This is a genomic window from Paenibacillus sp. JZ16 (assembly GCF_015326965.1).
Classification (GTDB): Bacteria; Bacillota; Bacilli; order Paenibacillales; family Paenibacillaceae; genus Paenibacillus_AQ.
Genome location: NZ_CP017659.1, coordinates 4,711,856 through 4,732,714, shown reverse-complemented (window position 1 = coordinate 4,732,714; position 20,859 = coordinate 4,711,856). Strand labels below are relative to the sequence as shown.

At 38.8% G+C, this 20,859-nt stretch carries 4 protein-coding genes; all 4 read right to left on the bottom strand.

Annotated elements, in window-relative coordinates; translation table 11 throughout:
- Positions 1–10: 10 nt before the first annotated feature.
- Positions 11–17,116 carry a non-ribosomal peptide synthetase gene (locus tag BJP58_RS21420; RefSeq protein WP_194540470.1) on the bottom strand — a complete coding sequence of 5,702 codons (17,106 nt, stop codon included), beginning with the start codon at positions 17,114–17,116 and terminating at the stop codon, positions 11–13.
- 1,213 nt (positions 17,117–18,329) lie between these two features.
- Positions 18,330–18,935: a response regulator transcription factor gene (locus tag BJP58_RS21415; RefSeq protein ID WP_194540469.1), complete on the bottom strand. Its 606-nt coding sequence runs from the start codon at positions 18,933–18,935 to the stop codon at positions 18,330–18,332.
- The gene (locus BJP58_RS21410; protein ID WP_194540468.1) at positions 18,936–20,108 is read right to left on the bottom strand and encodes a sensor histidine kinase; all 1,173 of its coding nucleotides are present in this window, start codon (positions 20,106–20,108) and stop codon (positions 18,936–18,938) included.
- A complete protein-coding gene (locus BJP58_RS21405) occupies positions 20,109–20,852 on the bottom strand; it encodes an ABC transporter permease (RefSeq protein ID WP_194540467.1) in 744 nt (247 codons plus the stop codon).
- Positions 20,853–20,859: the final 7 nt, after the last annotated feature.

Below are 20,859 nucleotides of genomic sequence, written 5' to 3'. Positions count from 1 at the left end.
AGTTCTCCTCTTATTCATGATCAGTTTCATCATTTTCATAAAATTCGTTCACCTGATGCAGTATAACCGGCAGGCTTTCTCCATCACATATAATGTGATGAATATCAACAAATAGGTAGGAAGCCGTTGTTGTCTTCATTAATTTCACACGCATCAACGGTGCTTCGGATAAATTAAATGGTTGTATAAATTTATCGTATTCTGTTTGTACATCTATTGCGTCCACTTCGCTGTAGTCTAATAAAACCCTTGCGTCTGGAGAAATCGTTTGAATGGGTTCACCGTCCACAACATGGAAACTAGTTCGCAGTATCTCTTCTTGCTGTAACAGCTTATCCAAAGCTTTCTGTAATCTTTCTTTATCCAGCGGTTCTTCGTAGGCATAGACATCCGATACGTTGTAGTTAATGTTAGGTCCGGTCATCTCGTCCAGAAGATAGAGTCGTTTCTGAGCTGAACTTGTAGGGTAGTATTCAGCTGCTGAAGCTTGTTCTATTGCCACAAACATCTCGTTCTCTATCGACCCCATATTTTCCGCTATCTGCTCAGGCGTACCAAAAGTAAAAATATCTCTAATTGACAGTCTTACTCCTATAGCTTTCTCCAATTCATTACACAAGAGCACTGCTTTCAGTGACGATCCCCCTAGATCAAAGAAATTATCAGTTACACTGATATTTTCAATATCCAGGATGTGCTCAAATGCCTGTACGATCAGCGTTTCATATTCATTTCGTGGTGCAATATATTCCTTTGACTTATACTGCGGCTGTGGTAATGAGGCTTTGTCAAGTTTCCCATTACTTGTCAGTGGAATCGCATCAATTGAAATAATATGTGCCGGCACCATGTAATCTGGCAATACTTTATTTAACTTAATCTTTACATTCCTTTCTTCTATTTCTGTCTCAGCTATTATATAGGCACACAAAAATTTCTCTTTCTTTTTGTCTTCTCGCACTACTACTACAGCTTCACTTATCCCTTCAAGCTCCAATAAACGGCTTTCTACTTCTCTTGGTTCAATACGATATCCTCTAATTTTTGCTTGGTCATCCATACGTCCAATATACTCAATGTTTCCGTTAGGTAACCAACGTGCCAAATCACCTGTCCGATACATCTTCCCGGCTCCAAATGGGTTGTGTACAAACTTCTCGTCTGTCAGGTCTTGTCGATTTAAATATCCTTGAGATACACCCTCACCCGTTATACATAACTCACCTGGAACTCCAATTCCACAAAGCTCATTTCCATTTAAGATATAAATCTTTAATGTTGGAAGTGGCTTTCCTATGTCGCTAATTCCTCTCTCAATGGCTTCAGCATCAATATCGCGATAAGTAGCGTATACCGTGGTTTCTGTAGGCCCGTACATATTAACCAGACGACAATGCCTATTGTTCTCATGCCATTTCTTCAAATGTGCTGGATAAAGTGCCTCTCCTGCAAAAATAACATATCGTAAACTATTTATTGTTTGTCCTGTCGTTGCATCGATCAGCGCATAAAATGGCGAAGGTACCTGGCATAAGATTGTTACCGCTTCTTTTTGCAACAGCTCTCCAAATGCATATCCATCTTTTACCGTATCTTCAGAAGGAATTACAAGCTTTGCTCCATTCAATAGGCTTCCGAATATTTCCCAAACCGAAACATCAAAACAATAAGAATGGAATTGAACCCAAATATCATTTTCATATAAATCAAGATTAAACTTGTCATTCTTAAGTAATCGCACTACATTTACATGCTGAACCATAACACCCTTTGGCCTGCCAGTCGTACCAGAGGTATAAATAACATACATCAAATCACTTGATTGATTTACATGGACAAGGTTACTGCATTCCATTGTATAATTTGCCTCATCATGAAGATTCATGATAGGAATGTCAGCTTCAGGTTCTTTTGTACCGCATAATACTACCCTTGGTTTACAGTCATTGATGATATAATTAATTCTTTCCTCTGGATAAGATGGATCAACGGGTACATAAGCTGCTCCAGCCTTTAAAATAGCGTATATGCCCACCACCATCTCCAAACATTTCTCTGTTGAGATAAGCACAAAGTCATTGGGTTGAATGTTATGGTCCTCTCGAAGTTTTCTTGCCAAAGCATTCGCCCGTTCATTTAATTGTGCATAGGTCAGCTGTTGTCCATTAAATGTAATTGCTGTACTATTAGGTATTCTGGCAGCCTGCTCTTCAAGTAACTGCACAATCGTCTTATTATGAGGGTATTCTGCATCCGTCATATTGAACTCATCCAATATTTTTGCTTCTTCGTTCATATCGACCATGGCAATATCCTGCAGCTTCTTTTCCGGAGACATTAAAACTCGTTCAATTAGTGTTAAGAAGTGTTTTGCCATGTACTCGATCGTTTCTGGTTTGAATAAGTCCGTAGAATATTCAAAATCAATCTTATAGCCTTCTGAATCACTTATCATGGTTAAGGTAAGATCAAATTTAGAAATACTCCCTTCAACGGATTCCCTCGTTCCAAATTGAATTCGATCCGAGTAATTCTCTTTCTCATCGTCCTGCAATACAAACATCACATCGAATACTGGGTTTCTTGAGTAATCTCTCTTTACTCCCACGGCTTCAACCAAATCTTCGAACTGATAATCCTTGTTATCGTATGCCTGTAAACATTTCTCTTTTATACCTAATAATACATCCTCAAATGAATCATCGGAGGAGACATTCCCTTTGATTGCCAGAGTGTTTACAAACATGCCCAACATATTTTGGGTATCCGTATGGCTTCGTCCCGATATTGGAGTTCCTACTATAATTTCTTCCTGTCGACTGTATTTTCCTAACATGGAGAAAAAGATGGATAACAAAACCATAAACTCAGTTGCACCATACTTCTTCGCTAACTCTTTTACTTGAATACTCGTGTTTTCTTCTACCTGTGTTCGGAAATTAGCACCTTTAAAGCTTTGTTTATGAGGGCGTGGATAATCCATGATTAAATCCAGGACTGGTATATCACCAGAAAATTCTTTCTTCCAGTACGCTGCCTGTTCTGTTATATCTCTAGCATTTTGCCAAACACAAAAGTCTTTATACTGTACTCGTGGTGTTAACAGTTCTCTTCCTTCATATAACTCTTGTATTTTGTAGAGCATAATCGGCATGCTTTCTGCGTCACATAAAATATGGTGAATATCCAAAAATAAGTATGAATCATTTGGAGTATCCAGTATTTTTGCACGCATTAGTGGTGATTTTGACAGGTCAAATGGTTGGACGAAAGTATTATATTCAGCTTGGATATATTGTGAATCTGCTGTATTTACTTCACTGTGCTCCAGCACAATTCTTGCATCTGAAGAAATTTTTTGAATTGGCTCACCATTAACTATATGGAAACTTGTCCTCAAAATTTCCTCTTGCTCTACTAATTGATCCAATGCTCTCTGAAGTCGCTCATTGTCTGGTTTAACTTTAAGCTTGATGACTAAAGGAATATTATAAGTTGTACCAGGACCTGTTAGTTGGTCTAGAAGATAAAGTCTCTTTTGAGCTGAACTTATAGAATAGCTTTCTGCTTCTGCTATTTCTGGTATTTCTTCATACGTATTTACCTTTGAGTTTTTAATTGTTTCTGCAATATTCTTCGGTGTAACTAAATCAAAAATTTCTCTAAGTTGCAGCCTTACCCCTGTACTCTTCTCTAATTCATTACACAGCCGGATTACATTAAGCGAGTATCCACCCAAATCAAAGAAATTGTCATTTACGCTTACTCTTTCCATACCAAGCACATATTCAAATGCCTCGACTACCAATTTCTCCGTCTGGGTCTCTGGTGCCTCATAACCCCTTATCATCTTACTTTTTTCCATATGCTTTTCTGGATCCGGCAATAATTTACGATCTACTTTACCATTTGCAGATAGTGGAATCTCATCTACCTGTATGAATTGTGCTGGGACCATATAATCAGGTAGATATTTGGTTAACTCGCTTTTTATTTCTGCCAATTCTACTGTCTCATCGGCAACAATATACCCGCACAGCTGCTTCTCTCCATGGGAATCACTATAATCAGCGACTACGGACTGGTGAATATTTGGCAAATGATTGATACAGTGTTCTATTTCTCCTAGCTCGACACGATGTCCACGTATCTTTACCTGACTATCTTTTCTTCCAAGGAAGTCTACATATCCTTCCGCACGCATTACACCATAATCACCTGTTTTGTACAGATACCCGAATCTATGGTTGATAAAGGCAGCCTTCGTCTTCTCTTCTTCATTGAGATAGCCTACGGCGACTCCTTTTCCACCAATATGCAGTTCTCCTGGAACGCCTACTGGACATTCTTCTCCACATTCATCCAGTACGTAAATTTGTTGATTTTTCAACGGATATCCATAAGGGATACTTTTCCACTCTGGCTTCACTTCTGTGATTGGGAAATAGATGGACCATATAGAGCCTTCCGTTGCTCCACCTAACCCGATGACTTGTGCTTTTGGCATTCTTGTTTTGATTTTCTCCGGCAAACCAAGAGAAATCCAGTCTCCACTTAGCATCACAATACGTAATCGTTCTGCTGTAGATCTCTGCAATGTATCTTGTTTTGTATTCTCCAAATACATATCCATAATGGCCGGAACCGAATTCCATATCGTGATTTCTTCTTCGATCATGATCTGATGAATGCTGGCCACATCTAAGAGATCTGGAATTAATACTAACTGGGCTCCGCTAATGAGTGCTCCAAAAATATCATAGACAGATAAATCAAAGCTCATCGATGATAGGGCAATGATTTTATCTTCGCTGCCTACTTTGAATCTCTCATTAATATCTAATAGTGTATTCACGACTGCCTCATGGGTGATCACAACCCCCTTAGGCTGTCCCGTGCTTCCTGACGTATAGATAGCATAGGCTTTATCCTGCTGGCAGTCTTCTACCGATTCCAAGGCGCCATCGTTATAGGTGGACAGGTTCTCTTTTTCATATAAATCCGGATGAATCATGAGCTTGATATCACTATGTTCCACGATATATTCTATTCTTTCCTCAGGATGTTCCGGATTCACAGGAATATAAGCATGGCCGGCTTTTAAAATAGCCACCGTATTTACAATGGTCTCGATTCGTCTCTCTGCCCAAACGCCAATATAAGAATTGTGCGCATAGTTTTGCTCTGCTAAATAGCGAGCGACCTGATTGGATTTTCTCGCCAACTCGCCATAGGTCAATGTATCCTGTCCTAATTTGACTGCAATCGCATCTGGCGTCTTCTGGCATTGCTGGTCTATTAATCTTTGCAGTAAATCCCCTTCATAGTCTCCTTGTGTACGATTGTAATCAAGCAGTAGTTCAGACTGTGTTACAGGCAACGGCATAGTTGAAAGATTATGGTCTATGACTTGCTGTAAGCGAAGTTGATACGTTTCAAACATCGCACTGATCATATCTTCGTCAAACAAATCTTTCACATAATCCCAAGTCATCATTAATTGTCCGTCGCTTTCCGCAACTTGAAAGTCCAAAAATACTTCAGGGGTCTGGCTTATTCCGTATTTCAATTCTCCCCTACTGCCTATATTGGCATTGAAAGAATCCGCTTCGTCACGAAGCATACTCGTAAATATAATTGGCATTATAGCTTGATCTTCTTGACCGCGGTTTTCAGCCAGATCACGCAGGAAATCAACCCCACTGTAAAATCTGTGGTCTAACGCTTCAAATAACCGCTTCTGTATCTCAGTAGTTCTTTCCCAAAATGGTCTGTGAGATGATAAATCGATATCTAATAACAATTTTGATACAAAATCCCTCATCAGAGACATTCCATCTTGGTGAAAAGGCTGATTACTAAACAGATTTAAGCTAAGAGCCATGTTGGATTGATTGCTCCATTTAAATAGAACTTCCGCATATATTGTGCACAATAACGCAGATGGTGCAATTCTGTTATCCAAAGCTTTGTTTCTTACAATCGCCCAGTCTTTCGCAGAAATTTTCGTTTCTAAACGTTTCACTGTCGCGTTGTTTACAGCATTCCCGTTAAAAAGAAGCGGTAACTGTGGCGCATGTGGGAAATTCTCTACTTTGCTCTTCCAATAAGCTTGATCTCTTTGATGCAATGCTTGCATCAAATCTGAAACTTGCTGCGCCAGATGATTGGCACGATTATCAAGCTCTGCTTGGGTCGAATCTTTTTCCTCTTTCTTAACGTCCTCTCTCTTAAGTAGAGTTTGCAAACGATCTTCTGGATGCTTTATAACTTCCGAAAGCAATAAAACATAATCATCCACCATTTGCTTTATCGTTTCTTGTTTAAATAAATCTGTAGAATACTCTAAGTTGACCATATAACCCTCTGATGTGTGTATTACCATTAAATTCAGATCAAACTTAGCTACTTTTCCTTCCATTGGTACCCATGTTCCACTCATAATGCTCTTTGAACCAGACATAATTTCACTCTCTGGCATCATAAACATTACATCAAATAATGGATTTCTTGATAAATCTCTCTTTACATCTACTGCCTCAACCAAGTCTTCATATTGAAAGTCCTGATTATCATACGCACGAAGACATTTTTCTTTTACTCCAAGCAATACTTGTTCAAAACTCTCCTCTTGTTTCACTTTTCCTTTGATCGCCAAGGAGTTTACAAACATCCCCAGCATTTCTTGTGTATCAACGTGGGTTCTGCCTGATACAGGAGTTCCAACTACTATTTCTTCCTGTTGACTGTATTTGCTCATTAGAAGCATAAAGGTTGATAACATAATCATGAATTCCGTAGCACCATGCTTCTTTGCTAATTCTTTTATTTCCATAAAAACTGGTTCTTCAATCTTAGTTTTTACGTCGGCACCATTGAAGCTCTTTTTCTTAGGACGTTGGAAATCTGTATTCAAATTGAGTATTGGAATTTCGCCTGAGAACTCGTTCTTCCAATATGCCGCCTGCTTCGTAATATCCTGAGTCATTTGCCAAGCAGAGAAATCTTTATAATGAACCCTTGGCATTGGTAAAGTATTTCCTTCATATAACTCGCTTATCCAGTTCATCATAATAGGCAGACTTTCTCCATCAGAAACAATATGATGAATATCCAGCATCAAGTATGAAGCTTGTGGCGCCTGTAGTAACTTAACCCGCATCAAAGGTGCTTTGGATAAATCAAATGGGCAAACAAAACGATCATATTCATCTTGAATATCTAGTGTATCTGCTTCTTTGTATTCTAATACTACTCTCGCATCTGGTTGAATTACTTGAACTGGCTCCCCATTAATAAGATGGAAGCTCGTTCTCAATATTTCTTCTCTCTCTAAGAGTTTATCTAATGCTCTCTGTAGCTGCTCTTTATCCAGAGTGTTTTCATATTTTATGACATTCGAAATGTTATAGGAAATACTAGGACCTACTATCTCATTGAGAAGATACAGTCGCTTTTGAACAGAACTCATAGGATAGAACTCTGCTTTAGCTATTTTCGGTATTTCCGAAAAACTATCATATTGCAAACTTCCAATTCTTTCTGCAATACGTTTTGGTGTAGATAAAGCAAATATTTCACTAAGCTGCAGCTTTATACCGATTGTCTTTTCTAATTCATTACACAATAATGTAACTTTCAATGAATGACCACCCAAGTCAAAAAAGCTATCATGGACACTAATTTCTGTTATTCCAAGGATTTTCTCAAATGCTTCAACTACTAACTTCTCTTCTCTATTTGTTGGTGCTGCATATTCCTTAGACTTGTATTCTGGTTCTGGTAGTGCGGCTTTGTCCAGCTTTCCATTATGACTTAATGGAATTTGATCAATTCGAATCATATATAAAGGAACCATATAGTCTGGTAACTTCTTGCGTAATTCACTCTTGATTGTATCTTCGTCTAATTTTTCCACTTCTGTCTGAACGACTACATAAGCACACAGATATTTTTCTCCTTGCTTGTCTTGGCGTACTGCAACGGCTGCTCCACTAACTCCTTCGAGTTCCATCAAAGTACTTTCGATTTCTCCTGGTTCGATTCTGAAACCTCTTATCTTAACCTGATCATCTATACGGCCAAGATACTCGATATTTCCATCCGGCATCCACCGTGCCAGATCACCTGTTTTATACATCATTCCTGAACCAAAAGGATTTTTAATAAATTTCTGTGCTGTTAATTCTTTACGATTTAAGTATCCACGCGACACACTTTCTCCTGCAATACATAATTCCCCTGGTACACCTATTCCAGCTGTTTTTTCATTTGATAATATATAAATTTGTGTATTACTAATAGGCTTACCAATTAATACTTTATCTACATCTAAGCCTGTTGGACATTGATACCCACTGGAATTAACTGTAGTTTCTGCTGGACCATAGAGATTCAGTAGTTCTGCTCTTACTTGTCCTTTTTCCCTTAATTGATTATAATGTCTCACACTTTCTGCATTCAGTTTCTCACCAATATTAATGATATAACGTAGAGTATTGATTTCCTCTTTGCTCATATCTAATTCTTCTAAAAACATATTGAACATTGAAGGAACGAACTGGATTGCATTTACTTGATAATCCTGAATTACCTTGATGATCTTATCACTTTGACTTTCTTCTCCTTGTTGCAAAATAACAAGTTTACCACCTGCTAACATCCACCAAAATACTTCCCAGGCAAAAACATCAAAGGCACAAGTGGTCTTCATTAAAAGGGATTCTCCCTCGTGCAATGGATATTCTCTTTGTGTCCACATCTGCTGATTGACTATATGCTGATGCTCTACCATAACCCCTTTTGGTTTTCCTGTTGTACCCGATGTATAAACCAGATAAATAAGATCATGAGGAGTATTCACATGTTCTAGATTCTCTGCACCTTCCTCATAATTGCTTGCACTATATAAGTCAACAACCTTTTCAGGAGAAATATTATACTTTCCATGACCAATTAAAACCGCTTTCGGCTGGCTATCCTCCAAGATATACGCAATGCGTTCTTCTGGATAAAATGGGTCAATTGGTACATATGCTGCACCCGACTTTAGGATGCCATACAATCCGACCACCAGCTCTAAGCTTCTTTCTGCTATAATCGCAACAAAATCATCAGGCCGGACATGGTATTCCCGTCGTAACCTTAATGCAAGTTTATTGGCACGAGCATTTAATTCAGCGTAACTCAATTGCTCATTCCCGCATACTACTGCTGTATTATGGGGTGTTCTTGCTACTTGTTCTTCAAATAATTGGACAATGGTCTTGTCTCTTGGATAGTCGATGTCCGTTGCGTTAAACTGTACTAATTGAATCTTTTCTTCTGCTTCATTTGTCATGCCCAATTCATTTAATTTCGTCTGTGGTGCTGCAATGGCTTGTTCCATAAGTCTTTGCAAATGGGAACCAATAATATTTATTTCTTCCTTGTTATATAGCTTTGTACTGAACAGAATTCTAAAATGAATACGATTTTCATCACTCTTAAATGCTGTCATTCCCAAGTCATACCCGATTTGTTCGCGGTAATATTCAGACTCCACATTTAATTTGCCATCAATATTTATACTTGTTCCTTGATAGCCTTCAAAGAAGAATAGTGTTCCAATTAGATTCCTTCCTAATAAAGTATGATTCTGTATTTCTGCTAAAGGAAGAAAATCGTGTTCATTTGCAGCAATTGCCTGGCTCTGTAATGATTTCAACAAATCGGCAAATGTGTCTTCGTTTGTTGTCGATATACGTACGGGTATGGTATTGATAAATAAACCAACGATTTCTTCAATACCTTCAATCTCTGCATTTCTACCAGATACAACTTTTCCAAAAACGACATCATTGGTTGAGTTGTATTTTTCCAATAAAACGCCCCAACAAGCTTCTACTAGCGTGTTCAATGTTACATCATACTTGGCACATATCGCTTCTGCTTGTTCGGTTACCTCCAAGCTTAACTTAAACTCTTGACTCTGACTCTCTTCTTCTGTTTCTTCTGGACGACCCATAGGTAAAATTTCAGCCCTTGTCTCATATCCTTGAAGAAGGTCTTCCCAATATTTAAGGCTCGGCTCTTTATCTTTTTCATTGATATAATCTACAAATTTTTCATAGCTCCCAATTTTATTAGAAGCAGCCTGATTAAGTATTTTTAATTGTTCTTCATCTGTTGCCATATACGCACTAAATAATTCTTTACGCAAAATTGGCAAACACCAACCATCTAAAATAATATGATGGTTCGTCATGATCAACCGATAACCACTGTTCTTTATTTTTATCAAATTCATACGAAGTAGTGTATCTTCTTCCAAATCAAATCCACGTTTTACATCTTGTTCTTTTAAATCAAGATAATCAGATTCATTATCTACTTCCATATAATTAAATTCCGGCATTCTTTCTTTCAATACAACTTGTCTTGGTACACTTACTCCCCGATAACAGATCTTTGTACGTAAAATATCATGCTGTGTTGCTAGATATTCAAAAGCCTTGTGCATCTTCTCTACATCTACTTCCGTCAATCGCAACGTCTGCTGAACAACATACTTCGTAGAGGATTCATCCAAAAGCTTCTCATAGAGCATTCCCTCTTGCACAGGAGCCAATGGATAGATACGTTGAATTTCTTCGCCGCGGTTTTTGGCAGCTTCCTGTACATAACAAAATTCGCTATCTTTCCATACCCTCTCACCAAAATCACTTGCCGTTGACTCACTCTTCTGTGCATGGGAGCAATGTTCTGCGACCGCTATCAGTTCTTCTTCATATGCTTTTCCTATTTGCTCAATTCTCTCAGCTAAATAACGACTGCTGTTGCAGGTTACTGTCATAGATAAACTACCATTTTGCACATGACCTATGACGTTAATGGATGGTCCAAATTGATTGCGAGGATCCGTATCCTGTCCATAACCCAGTTGTGAAAACTCAAAATTTGGATCGCCAGATCCTTTCTTTGTTTCTAGTTCTCCAAGATAGTTAAATGATATATCTGGTGCCACTTCCACATCCATTCCTTCTGAATTAACCATGTCTGCATACTTTATGAGGCCATAATCAATTCCATGTGCTGGCACACGTCGTAGGTTCTCTTTCGTATTTCGAATATCCTGAGCAATATTAGTGCCTAACTCTTCTAAAACTACGGGATATATACTAGTGAACCATCCTATTGTCCTACCTAAATCAAAAGACCCTACTGTTTCTTCACGACCATGTCCTTCCATCTGTATAGCAAGCGTTCTCTGACCTGTTACTTTGTTTACCGCACGTCCTAGTGCTGCTACAAGCAAGTCATTAATCTCTGTATTATAAGCATGTGCACTTTCTTTTAATAACTTTTCTGTGATCGTGGCATTAAGACATGCCACGGCTGTCTTTGGTTCGAATTCATGGTCAGTGCTATCTTCTTTTAACTTACCATCAACCAATTTATTTTCTATTTCTGACCAGTAAGCTACCCTTCTCTTTAACTTTTCACTCTGGCTGTAATGAGCTAATCCTTCGCTCCATACTTTAAAGGAAACGGTTTTAGCTGGTAATGTTATCTCTTTCTGATTCAAAGCTTGAGAGTAGCCCTTCTCCAGATCCTCACTTAAAATTCGCCAGGAAATCACATCCATTATCATATGATGAGCTAGCAACATCATATAATCTTGCTCCGGCGTACTAAATACAACAGCCTGCAATAATGGTCCTTCCGCCAAATCCATCTTTACTTTCGTTGACTTAATTTTTTCCTGAATCTCTTCAGATTCACATGCTATTGTTGTAAAGCCGTACCATTTCTTATCTTCTACTTTCCCTATAACCTGTTTCTTATCTTTGTACGTAGCTCTCAACATATCATGATGCTGCACTAACGCAGATAAAGCTTTTTGTAGTGCCAGGGCATTTAGCTTTTCACGAACCTTAAACACTTGGCATACATTAAAATGTTCAGGATCCATCATATTTTGTGCGAAGAAGTAGTTTTGAATTGGTGTCAGTGAAATTTCACCACTTATTTCTCCTTGCTCCGCAGGTATAATTTCTTTTTTTGTGGATAAATTCATGGCTATTAGCTTTGGTGTTCTCTCCATCAAAAGATTTCGCATGGAGATATCGTATCCAGCTTCTCTTATCTTGTTTAGAATATGGATAGCCTTGATGGAGTCCCCACCCAAATCAAAGAAATTGTCGTTTACGCTTACTCTTTCCATACCAAGTACATATTCAAATGCCTCTACTACCAATTTCTCCGTCTGGGTCTTTGGTGCCTCATAATCCCTTATCATCTTACTTTCTTCAATGCACTTTTCTGGATTCGGCAATAATTTACGATCTACTTTACCATTTGCAGATAGTGGAATCTCATCTACCTGTATGAATTGTGCCGGGACCATATAATCAGGTAGATATTTCGCTAACTCTCTTTTTATTTCTGTCGATTCAATTGTCTCATCGGCAACAATGTACCCACACAGCTGCTTCTCTCCATGGGAATCACTATAATCAGCGACTACGGACTGGCGAATTTTGGGCAAATGATGGATACAGTGTTCTATTTCTCCTAGTTCGACACGATGCCCACGTATCTTAACTTGACTATCTTTTCTTCCAAGGAAGTCTACATATCCTTCCGCACGCATTACACCATAATCACCTGTTTTGTACAGATACCCGAATCTATGGTTGATAAAGGCAGCCTTCGTCTTCTCTTCTTCATTGAGATAACCTGCGGCGACTCCTTTTCCACCAATATGCAGTTCTCCTGGAACGCCTACTGGACATTCTTCTCCACATTCATCCAGTACGTAAATTTGTTGATTTTTCAACGGATATCCATAAGGGATACTTTTCCACTCTGGCTTCACTTCTGTGATTGGGAAATAGATGGACCATATAGAGCCTTCCGTTGCTCCACCTAACCCGATGACTTGTACTTTTGGCATTCTTGTTTTGATTTTCTCCGGCAAACCAAGAGAAATCCAGTCTCCACTTAGCATCACAATACGTAAGAGCTCTGCTGAAGTGCTATGCACCGTATCTTGTTTTGTGCTTTCCAGATACATATCCATAATTGCCGGAACCGAATTCCATATCGTGATTTCTTCGTCGATCATGATCTGATGAATGCTACTCATATCTAAAAGATCCGGAATTAATACTAACTGGGCTCCACTGATGAGTGCTCCAAAAATATCATAGACAGATAAATCAAAGCTCATCGATGATAGGGCAATGATTTTATCCTCGCTGCCTACTTTGAATTTCTCATTAATATCTAATAATGTATTCACGACTGCTTCATGGGTGATCACAACACCCTTAGGCTGTCCCGTACTTCCTGAAGTATAGATAGCATAGGCTTTATCCTGCTCACAGCCTTCTAACAGATCTAAGGCTCCATCGTTGTAGGTGGAAAGGTTCTCTTTTTCATATAAATCCGGATGAATCATGAGCTTGATATCACTATGTTCGACGATATATTCTATTCTTTCCTCAGGATGTTCCGGATTCACAGGAATATAAGCATGGCCGGCTTTTAAAATAGCCACCGTATTTACAATGGTCTCGATTCGTCTCTCTGCCCAAACGCCAATATAAGAATTGTGCGCATAGTTTTGTTCTGCTAAATAGCGAGCGACCTGATTGGATTTTCTCGCCAACTCGCCATAGGTCAATGTATCCTGTCCTAATTTGACTGCAATCGCATCTGGAGTCTTTTGGCATTGCCGGTCTATTAATCTTTGCAGTAAATCTCCTTCATAATCTCCTTGTGTACGATTGTAATCAAGCAGTAGTTGATACTGTATTACAGGCAGCGGCATAGATGAAAGATTATGGTCTACAACTTGCTGCAATCGAAGTTGATACGTTTCAAACATAGCACTGATCATATCTTCATCAAACAAATCTTTCGCATAATCCCAAGTCATAATTAATTGTCCGTCTCTTTCCGTGACTTGGAAATCTAAGAATACTTGAGGGGTCTGGCTTATTCCGTATTTTATTTCTCCTAATTTCGGCAAAATATCTGTAAATTCCGATTTATCGAATAACATACTAGTGAATACAATTGGCATAATCGCTTTACTAGTCATTTCTCTCTTACTTGCAATATTTCGTATAACATCAACACCACTATAAAAACGATGATCTACGGCTTCAAATAATATATCTTGAACCATAGATGCTCTCTCCCAAAAAGCACTATGAACAGACAAATCAATATCTAACAGTAAAACTGACGTGAAATCTCCAATCAACTTCATTACGTCTGGATGAAAGGACTGTCGATTAAATAATGTTAAATTAAGTGCCATTCTGGATTGATTGCTCCATTTGCCCAAAACTTCCGCATAAATTGTACATAAGAATACAGATGGTGTTACACCATACTGAGTTGCTAAGCCTTTCACAATATTCCATTTATCAGTTGTCAGACTCTTCTCCATTCGCTGAAATGTTGGTCTCTCTATGGATTCTGGCTCACAAACGAATGGTAGCTGAGGGGCATATGGAAAATCCTCTATTTTGGCTTGCCAATAATCTTGAGCTCTTTGATAGGCGGAAGATTCACGAAAGCTCTCCAATGCCCTTACATAATCTGAAAATTGAAATGTTAAAGGTTCAATCTCCATATTCGGTTTCTCATAATAATCCATGATCTCTTGTATTAAAATTAATAAACTGCCGCCATCAGCAATTAATAAGTCAATATCCAGGAAGAGGTAATTTTTCTTCTCACCAAGAATAAATGCAGACAACTCAAATAATGGCCAATGATCTTGTTGAAAAACAAAATGTGACCTGCGATTTCTTTTTTCCAATATTCGTTTTTGTTGATCCTCTAAAGACAGGTCTTGTAAATCTTCAATACAAATCTCATAAGAAGAAGCAGAACGTCGAACTTTTTGCATTCCTGTATCATCAAAAATAGTACGTAGCATAAGCTGACGCTCTAAAACATGATTCAATGCATCGTTTAAGCGTTTAATATCTAATTCTGTTTCAAACTCATAATAGGCATGTGTGGAGATATTGCCCATTTCCATAATATTTTGTCTTCCAACTAAATAGGCTCCTTGTATTTCTGTTACCGGAAACGGCTCATACCACATGTCTTTATTCCCTGTTAATTCAAAAGTTTGGACATCCTCTACCTGTAGTTGTTCCTCAACAATCGTAATTATTTGTTCCAGGGTAGACATTTTGAAAAGGCTTACGATAGGGATTTCAACTTGAAATCGTTGATTTATTTCATCCTGGAAACGAATCAAAGTTAACGAACTAACTCCCATCCGAGAAATAGTATCGTCTACTTTCAAAGTAGGGATAGAGAATACTTCTTTTGCAATTTCAACGATTTGATTTTCAATCTCCGCTTTGTTCCATGCTGGCTTCTTTGCGGATTCCTTGATACTCTGATAAGAATATGGAGCTATTGCGATAACATCATCAAACTCATGATTCTCAAATCGCTCTATTAAAAGATATCGTTGGACCTTTCCACTTGTTGTTTTCGGTATCGTTTTTATTGGAATTACATAATCTGCAGCTATTCCAATCCGTTCTAATACCATATTCTGCACTTGATGGGCAAGCGGCAAAAATACCTTAGCATCTTGTCGATTATGTACAAATACTATAATTTCATCCCTGATAGATGACGGATTGCGTACACCACACACAACGACTTGAGACAATTGTGGGATCGCCAATGTTAACATATTTTCTATATCACTAGCATAATAATTCTGACCATTTACAAACAGAATATCCTTCTTTCTACCCATTACAATTAGTTCTCCATTGCGTAAAAACCCTAAATCTCCTGTATGGAAGAAGCCCTGCTCACTAAAAGGGGAACTATCATGATTCATATATCCCTCAAATACATTTTTCCCTTTGATCACGATATTGCCTATGTAATTTTCCTTTAAGATGTGATCTTCATCATCTACAATCAATATTTCTAATTCATGTAATGGTTCTCCTACTATGGCAAACTCTGCTGCATTTGGCTCCTTCGTTTCTAAATCTTCCACTTCTTGTCCAATACGAGCTTTATGACGGTTAATACATACACTTCGATTATGTCCTTCTTCAGGAATAGTAACAGCCAAACTAGCTTCTGCCATACCATAGACTTGATGGATCGTATTTTCACGCAAGCCAGAAGACGAAAATTTTTCATAAAATCGTCTAATGGTATCCATTGATATTGGTTCTGCACCACACATTATGTTTCGCACACTAGATAAATCAATATGTTCTAAATGTGAATCCTTTACAGTCTTCATCATCCAGTCTAATCCAAAATTTGGACTTACAAGCACCGTTGCTTTTAATTGCGCACATTTTTGAAGATATAGCCAAGATTTCTTTAAAAATGTACCGGAATTTAGAAGGGAATGAGATATACCCGCAAATATCGGAGTTAAATGATAACCGATCAAGCCCATATCATGTGTCAATGGTAACCAACTAGCCATGACATCATTTTTGTCTAATTTCATACGATCTACTATCTGTGCCAAATTATAAACTAGATTTTCATGTGTTAATTTTACTCCTTTAGGGTTACCTGTGCTGCCAGACGAATATTGTATATACGCTAAGTCCTGACAATCTACTGCAACGCATTGCCCCTCTTCCATATTACTTGCTAAGGTTTCATACTCTAAATATTTCAAATTAATGGCTTCATAACTTTCTCTAAACGTATTTAAATTTCTTTCATCAGTAATTATCCACGCATTCGACAACTGCTCGCTTACTTTCACTAACTTTTTGAAGGCTTCAGTGTCGGGCGATGCAATTAGCGGTATAGACAGAGGGACGGGTATCATGCCTCCTAAAATACAACCCCAAAACAACCTTATAAAGAATAGATTATTGTTTGTCTGAAAGATAATATAAGAGCCCTTCTGAAATCCCTGCTTTTGTAGTGCCCCTAAGATGCATTTGGCATTAAAATAAAGACTTTCATAAGACTCAAACAAATCAGAGCCATCGGATTGAGTAAAGTAAACTCCCCTTGATTTCTCATTAGCATAATTTCCAAGTAATTGGTCGAGTGTTATATTAACTCCATCCTCTAATACTAATTTTGTAAAAGATTTCATGTTTTACCTCCCAAGAAATTATGTTTTATGCTACGACATTATCTTTATTACAATGGATGCAACGTCTTGATCTTGCCTCAATCCATTCATAACTATTTTCGCCAATGACGGCAATCTTGCTATTTATCAAAACATTGGTATAAAAAAAAGAGCCTCAATTAATAATGTCATCTTGAAACTCTTGATAGGTCTTTGTTACATATTCTTTTTTCTGAAAAATCAAATGCCACACTTGGATTATTACTTACCTGATTTCTTACGAAATCCTTTAAATCCGTGGGTATATACGGTTCATACTTTGGACAATTCCCCCCTTTCATGCCCCTTATACACTCTCACTCTCTTAGCTCACATCATACAACCATTATAAAAATCAATGATTTCTCCTTCTGCAACAACACCATATATATCGGTTTAATATACAATTTATGACATATTATCTTCCTGTTTATGACAACAAATCAAATTAATTATTCAAATCACCTTTAATATCAAAATACAACATAATCATCTATAATTCTATTATATTCCATTGAAAGATGATATCAACAATAACTTTAAATTTTTCAATTTCCAAGGGCGTGGTCTAAATCCAACGCCTTTAGCCTTCAGAAAACTGGAAACAATGGTTGTTGTCTTGCCAATACTGTTATTTGACCTTTCTCAAATGATAGATTCATATGATCAACGGCGCAGTAATCGCCAAATTTCTTCACTAGATTTATACATTCAATGGCCTTTGTCATTTTGTACTAACCTCCGCTAATTTCTTCTTCGTTACTTGTTGTCCTCATTATATTGAAAGGCTTTATGGGTCACTATCCATACAATAAGATAGAACTATTATCTCTGTATAAAAGGATATAGCTTTAAGGCGTGCTTATTGTAAAGCTGCAAGTGTCACAAAAGCAAAAATCCACAGCCTTAGTCGGTTGTGGATTTATAATTGTATGTATGGAGGCGAAGGGGTCGAACATTAAAAGGTAACCTGTAACTAATAAAATAAAATCGGTGATGATTAGCTCTATTTAAATCATTCCATCTTATACAACATAGAGCTTAACAGCTCCCTAATCCTCTGTCCTTCCCCGCTCTCGTTGGTACGGAACCTTTCTAATTTCATCCCAAATTTCTTGAAAATCTCTTCTTTGGCCGGCTGCATCATCCCTTGAGTGGGGTGATCCGCTTACCTCCATATACCTAGGAACTCTCCCTAATCCAACCATCCCTTGCTACGTGCGATGTCTATCGCCTCAATCCGTGTATTCGCCCCGAGCTTCCCAATCGCTTCTGACATGTAGTTCCGTACCGTTCCATAGGATAGAAACAGCTGTGCTCCAATATCTTGAAGAACTAAGCCTTGGGCAGCCAACTTCATGACTTCACGCTCCCTGGGTGATAATGGACATGGATCATCCCATACCGCGAGCGACAATTCTGAATTGATGACACGTTTCCCATCATAGACCCGACGAATTGCATCAGCCAGTTCCTCGCTGCCCGTATCTTTAAGAAGGTATCCATAAACTCCTGCCTGCATAGCCCGCTGGAAATATCCAGGACGCGCGAATGTCGTCAAGATGATGACACGACAAGCTGACTTATTTTTTTGAACCCATTCCGCAATATCTAACCCCGTTTTCAGTGGCATCTCAATATCCAGAACGGCTACATCCGGTTCATACTCCTGAATCATGGACATCACTTCTTCCCCATTCTCAGCTTGACCGACGACTTCAATATCATCTTCTAACGAGAGTAACGTTGCCAGTGCTCCCCTTAATAACTTTTGATCTTCTGCCAAAACAATACGAATCATCTAAGCGCTACCTACCTTTTCATTTCGTATTACCCTAGGTATATGTAAGGTGACTTCCGTCCCCTTGCCTGGGGACGAAGACAGCGACATACGTCCGTCGATCATAACCAACCGCTGCCGCAATCCGGCGAGGCCATTACTGCTAGTATAAAGTTGCTCCGGATCTGCCCCAATACCGTCATCACGTACAGATACACGAACTTCCCCTTCCTGAATGTCTAGATGAACTTTGCACTTTGTTGCCCGGCTATGTCGAACCACATTTGTAATCGTCTCGCGAAAACACATCGCCAAAATCGTCTCCTGTAAGGGTGTTAACGGAAGCGAATTGTTCGCTAAAGCGTCTTCCGTCCCAACATTAGAAGGTCTGGGATCGGAAATCGATTGATATTGAAAAATAAGCGGTATACCCGCAGCTGAACATAACGATACAGCATGCTTATATTCGTCAGCGAGATATGTAACTTTCATCTCCGTAACCAATTCTCTCATTTGTTTCAAGGCTGCGCGTGCCGTTTCCCGTATTTCACGAGCCTCTGCTATCGCTCTCTCGGGAGAACGATTGACCAATTTCTCAACGACCTCGCCTTTTAGTGCGATTAATGACAGCGTATGTCCCAATGTATCATGTAATTCACGTGCGATCCGCTGGCGCTCCTCCTGCTGTGCCATTCGTTCAGCAGTTTCTGCCCGCAGCCGCGCTGCCTTCTGTTGAAACCTGGTCGAAGTTCGAATAATATACGGCAGAATACAGATGCCAAACATAGGCACCAGCCCTATCCATACTAGGCTGCCCATCCGGTCCAAGTAAGGAACGGCGATAAATCCCATAGCTACCGTAAAAACGATCGTTATAGAGAGTAATATCGGCAGCTTTTGTTTGCTCAGCGGAGCAGCGATCATAAAACCCATAAACGTATACATAGGGTGAAATACAGCTGCTAAAATTAAAAGTATACCCAACTGAACCATCAATATTGGCGTTGCCCACTTTAAATTAAAGTAGGATTGTCGAAACAATAGAACGAATAGGCCTAACAGAACAAAGCCAAGCCACTGTATACTTGATGGCTCATAGAGTAAAAAGTACAAGGGTATCATTAAATTTGTTAACAAAATATAAGGAGCGACTCCTTCCGATTTTGGAAAGAGACGCCACTTTTCTCTATTCAATTAGACCGCATCCCGTCGATTATATATATAGATTGATAGTAGCATAAAGAGGAGACCGCATCCTGTCAAAATTATGAAATCGATACTTGCTGGATTTTGTCCAGCGATCATATTCCATGCCCCATTGGCGTAACGGTGAGATGGAAGCCATTCCCCGACCGAGCCCATCCAACTTGGCAAAGTACTAAGCGGCATCCAAAGCCCCCCTACAATTGCGAGTCCCATCTGTAATACATTTCCGATGGCAACGGAGGTATTCGCATTTTTAAGCGTTCCTAACAAGGCACCAAGCGCCAGAAAAGATATGCTCCCGATCCATAACCATAGTCCGCATAAAATCCATTGCCCGGCTGTCAATTGTATATCATGAACAAGGCCAGCCGATAAAAATATAACAACAATGACGATTGAGTGAACAGCCATTTGCGATACAATTTTGCTGCCAATCCAGACTGCAGGAGATAGTGGAGTCAACTTCAACAAGCGTACCCACCCGTCTTGATGCTCGAACGATAAACGGATACCGAATTGAGATACGGCTGTACCGATCAAACTGAATGCAGTCATCGACATCAAGGAAAAGACACCCCAAGTTGTCGATTGGATCGATTGACCTACCCCGTTCATACTTGCAAATAAAAAGTAGAAAGCAAGCGGCATCGCAATGGAGAAGAGTAAGAAGAATGGACTGCGGATAATTCGTATACTTTCTGCTTTGGTCTGGGCAACAAACATATGGAACATGGCTATT

What these genes read in the sequence shown, in the direction of transcription:
- BJP58_RS21420 (WP_194540470.1), bottom strand. Translation starts at nt 17,116, where the DNA reads ATGAAATCTTTTACAAAATTAGTATTAGAGGATGGAGTTAATATAACA.
- BJP58_RS21415 (WP_194540469.1), bottom strand. Translation starts at nt 18,935, where the DNA reads ATGATTCGTATTGTTTTGGCAGAAGATCAAAAGTTATTAAGGGGAGCA.
- BJP58_RS21405 (WP_194540467.1), bottom strand. Translation starts at nt 20,852, where the DNA reads ATGTTCCATATGTTTGTTGCCCAGACCAAAGCAGAAAGTATACGAATT.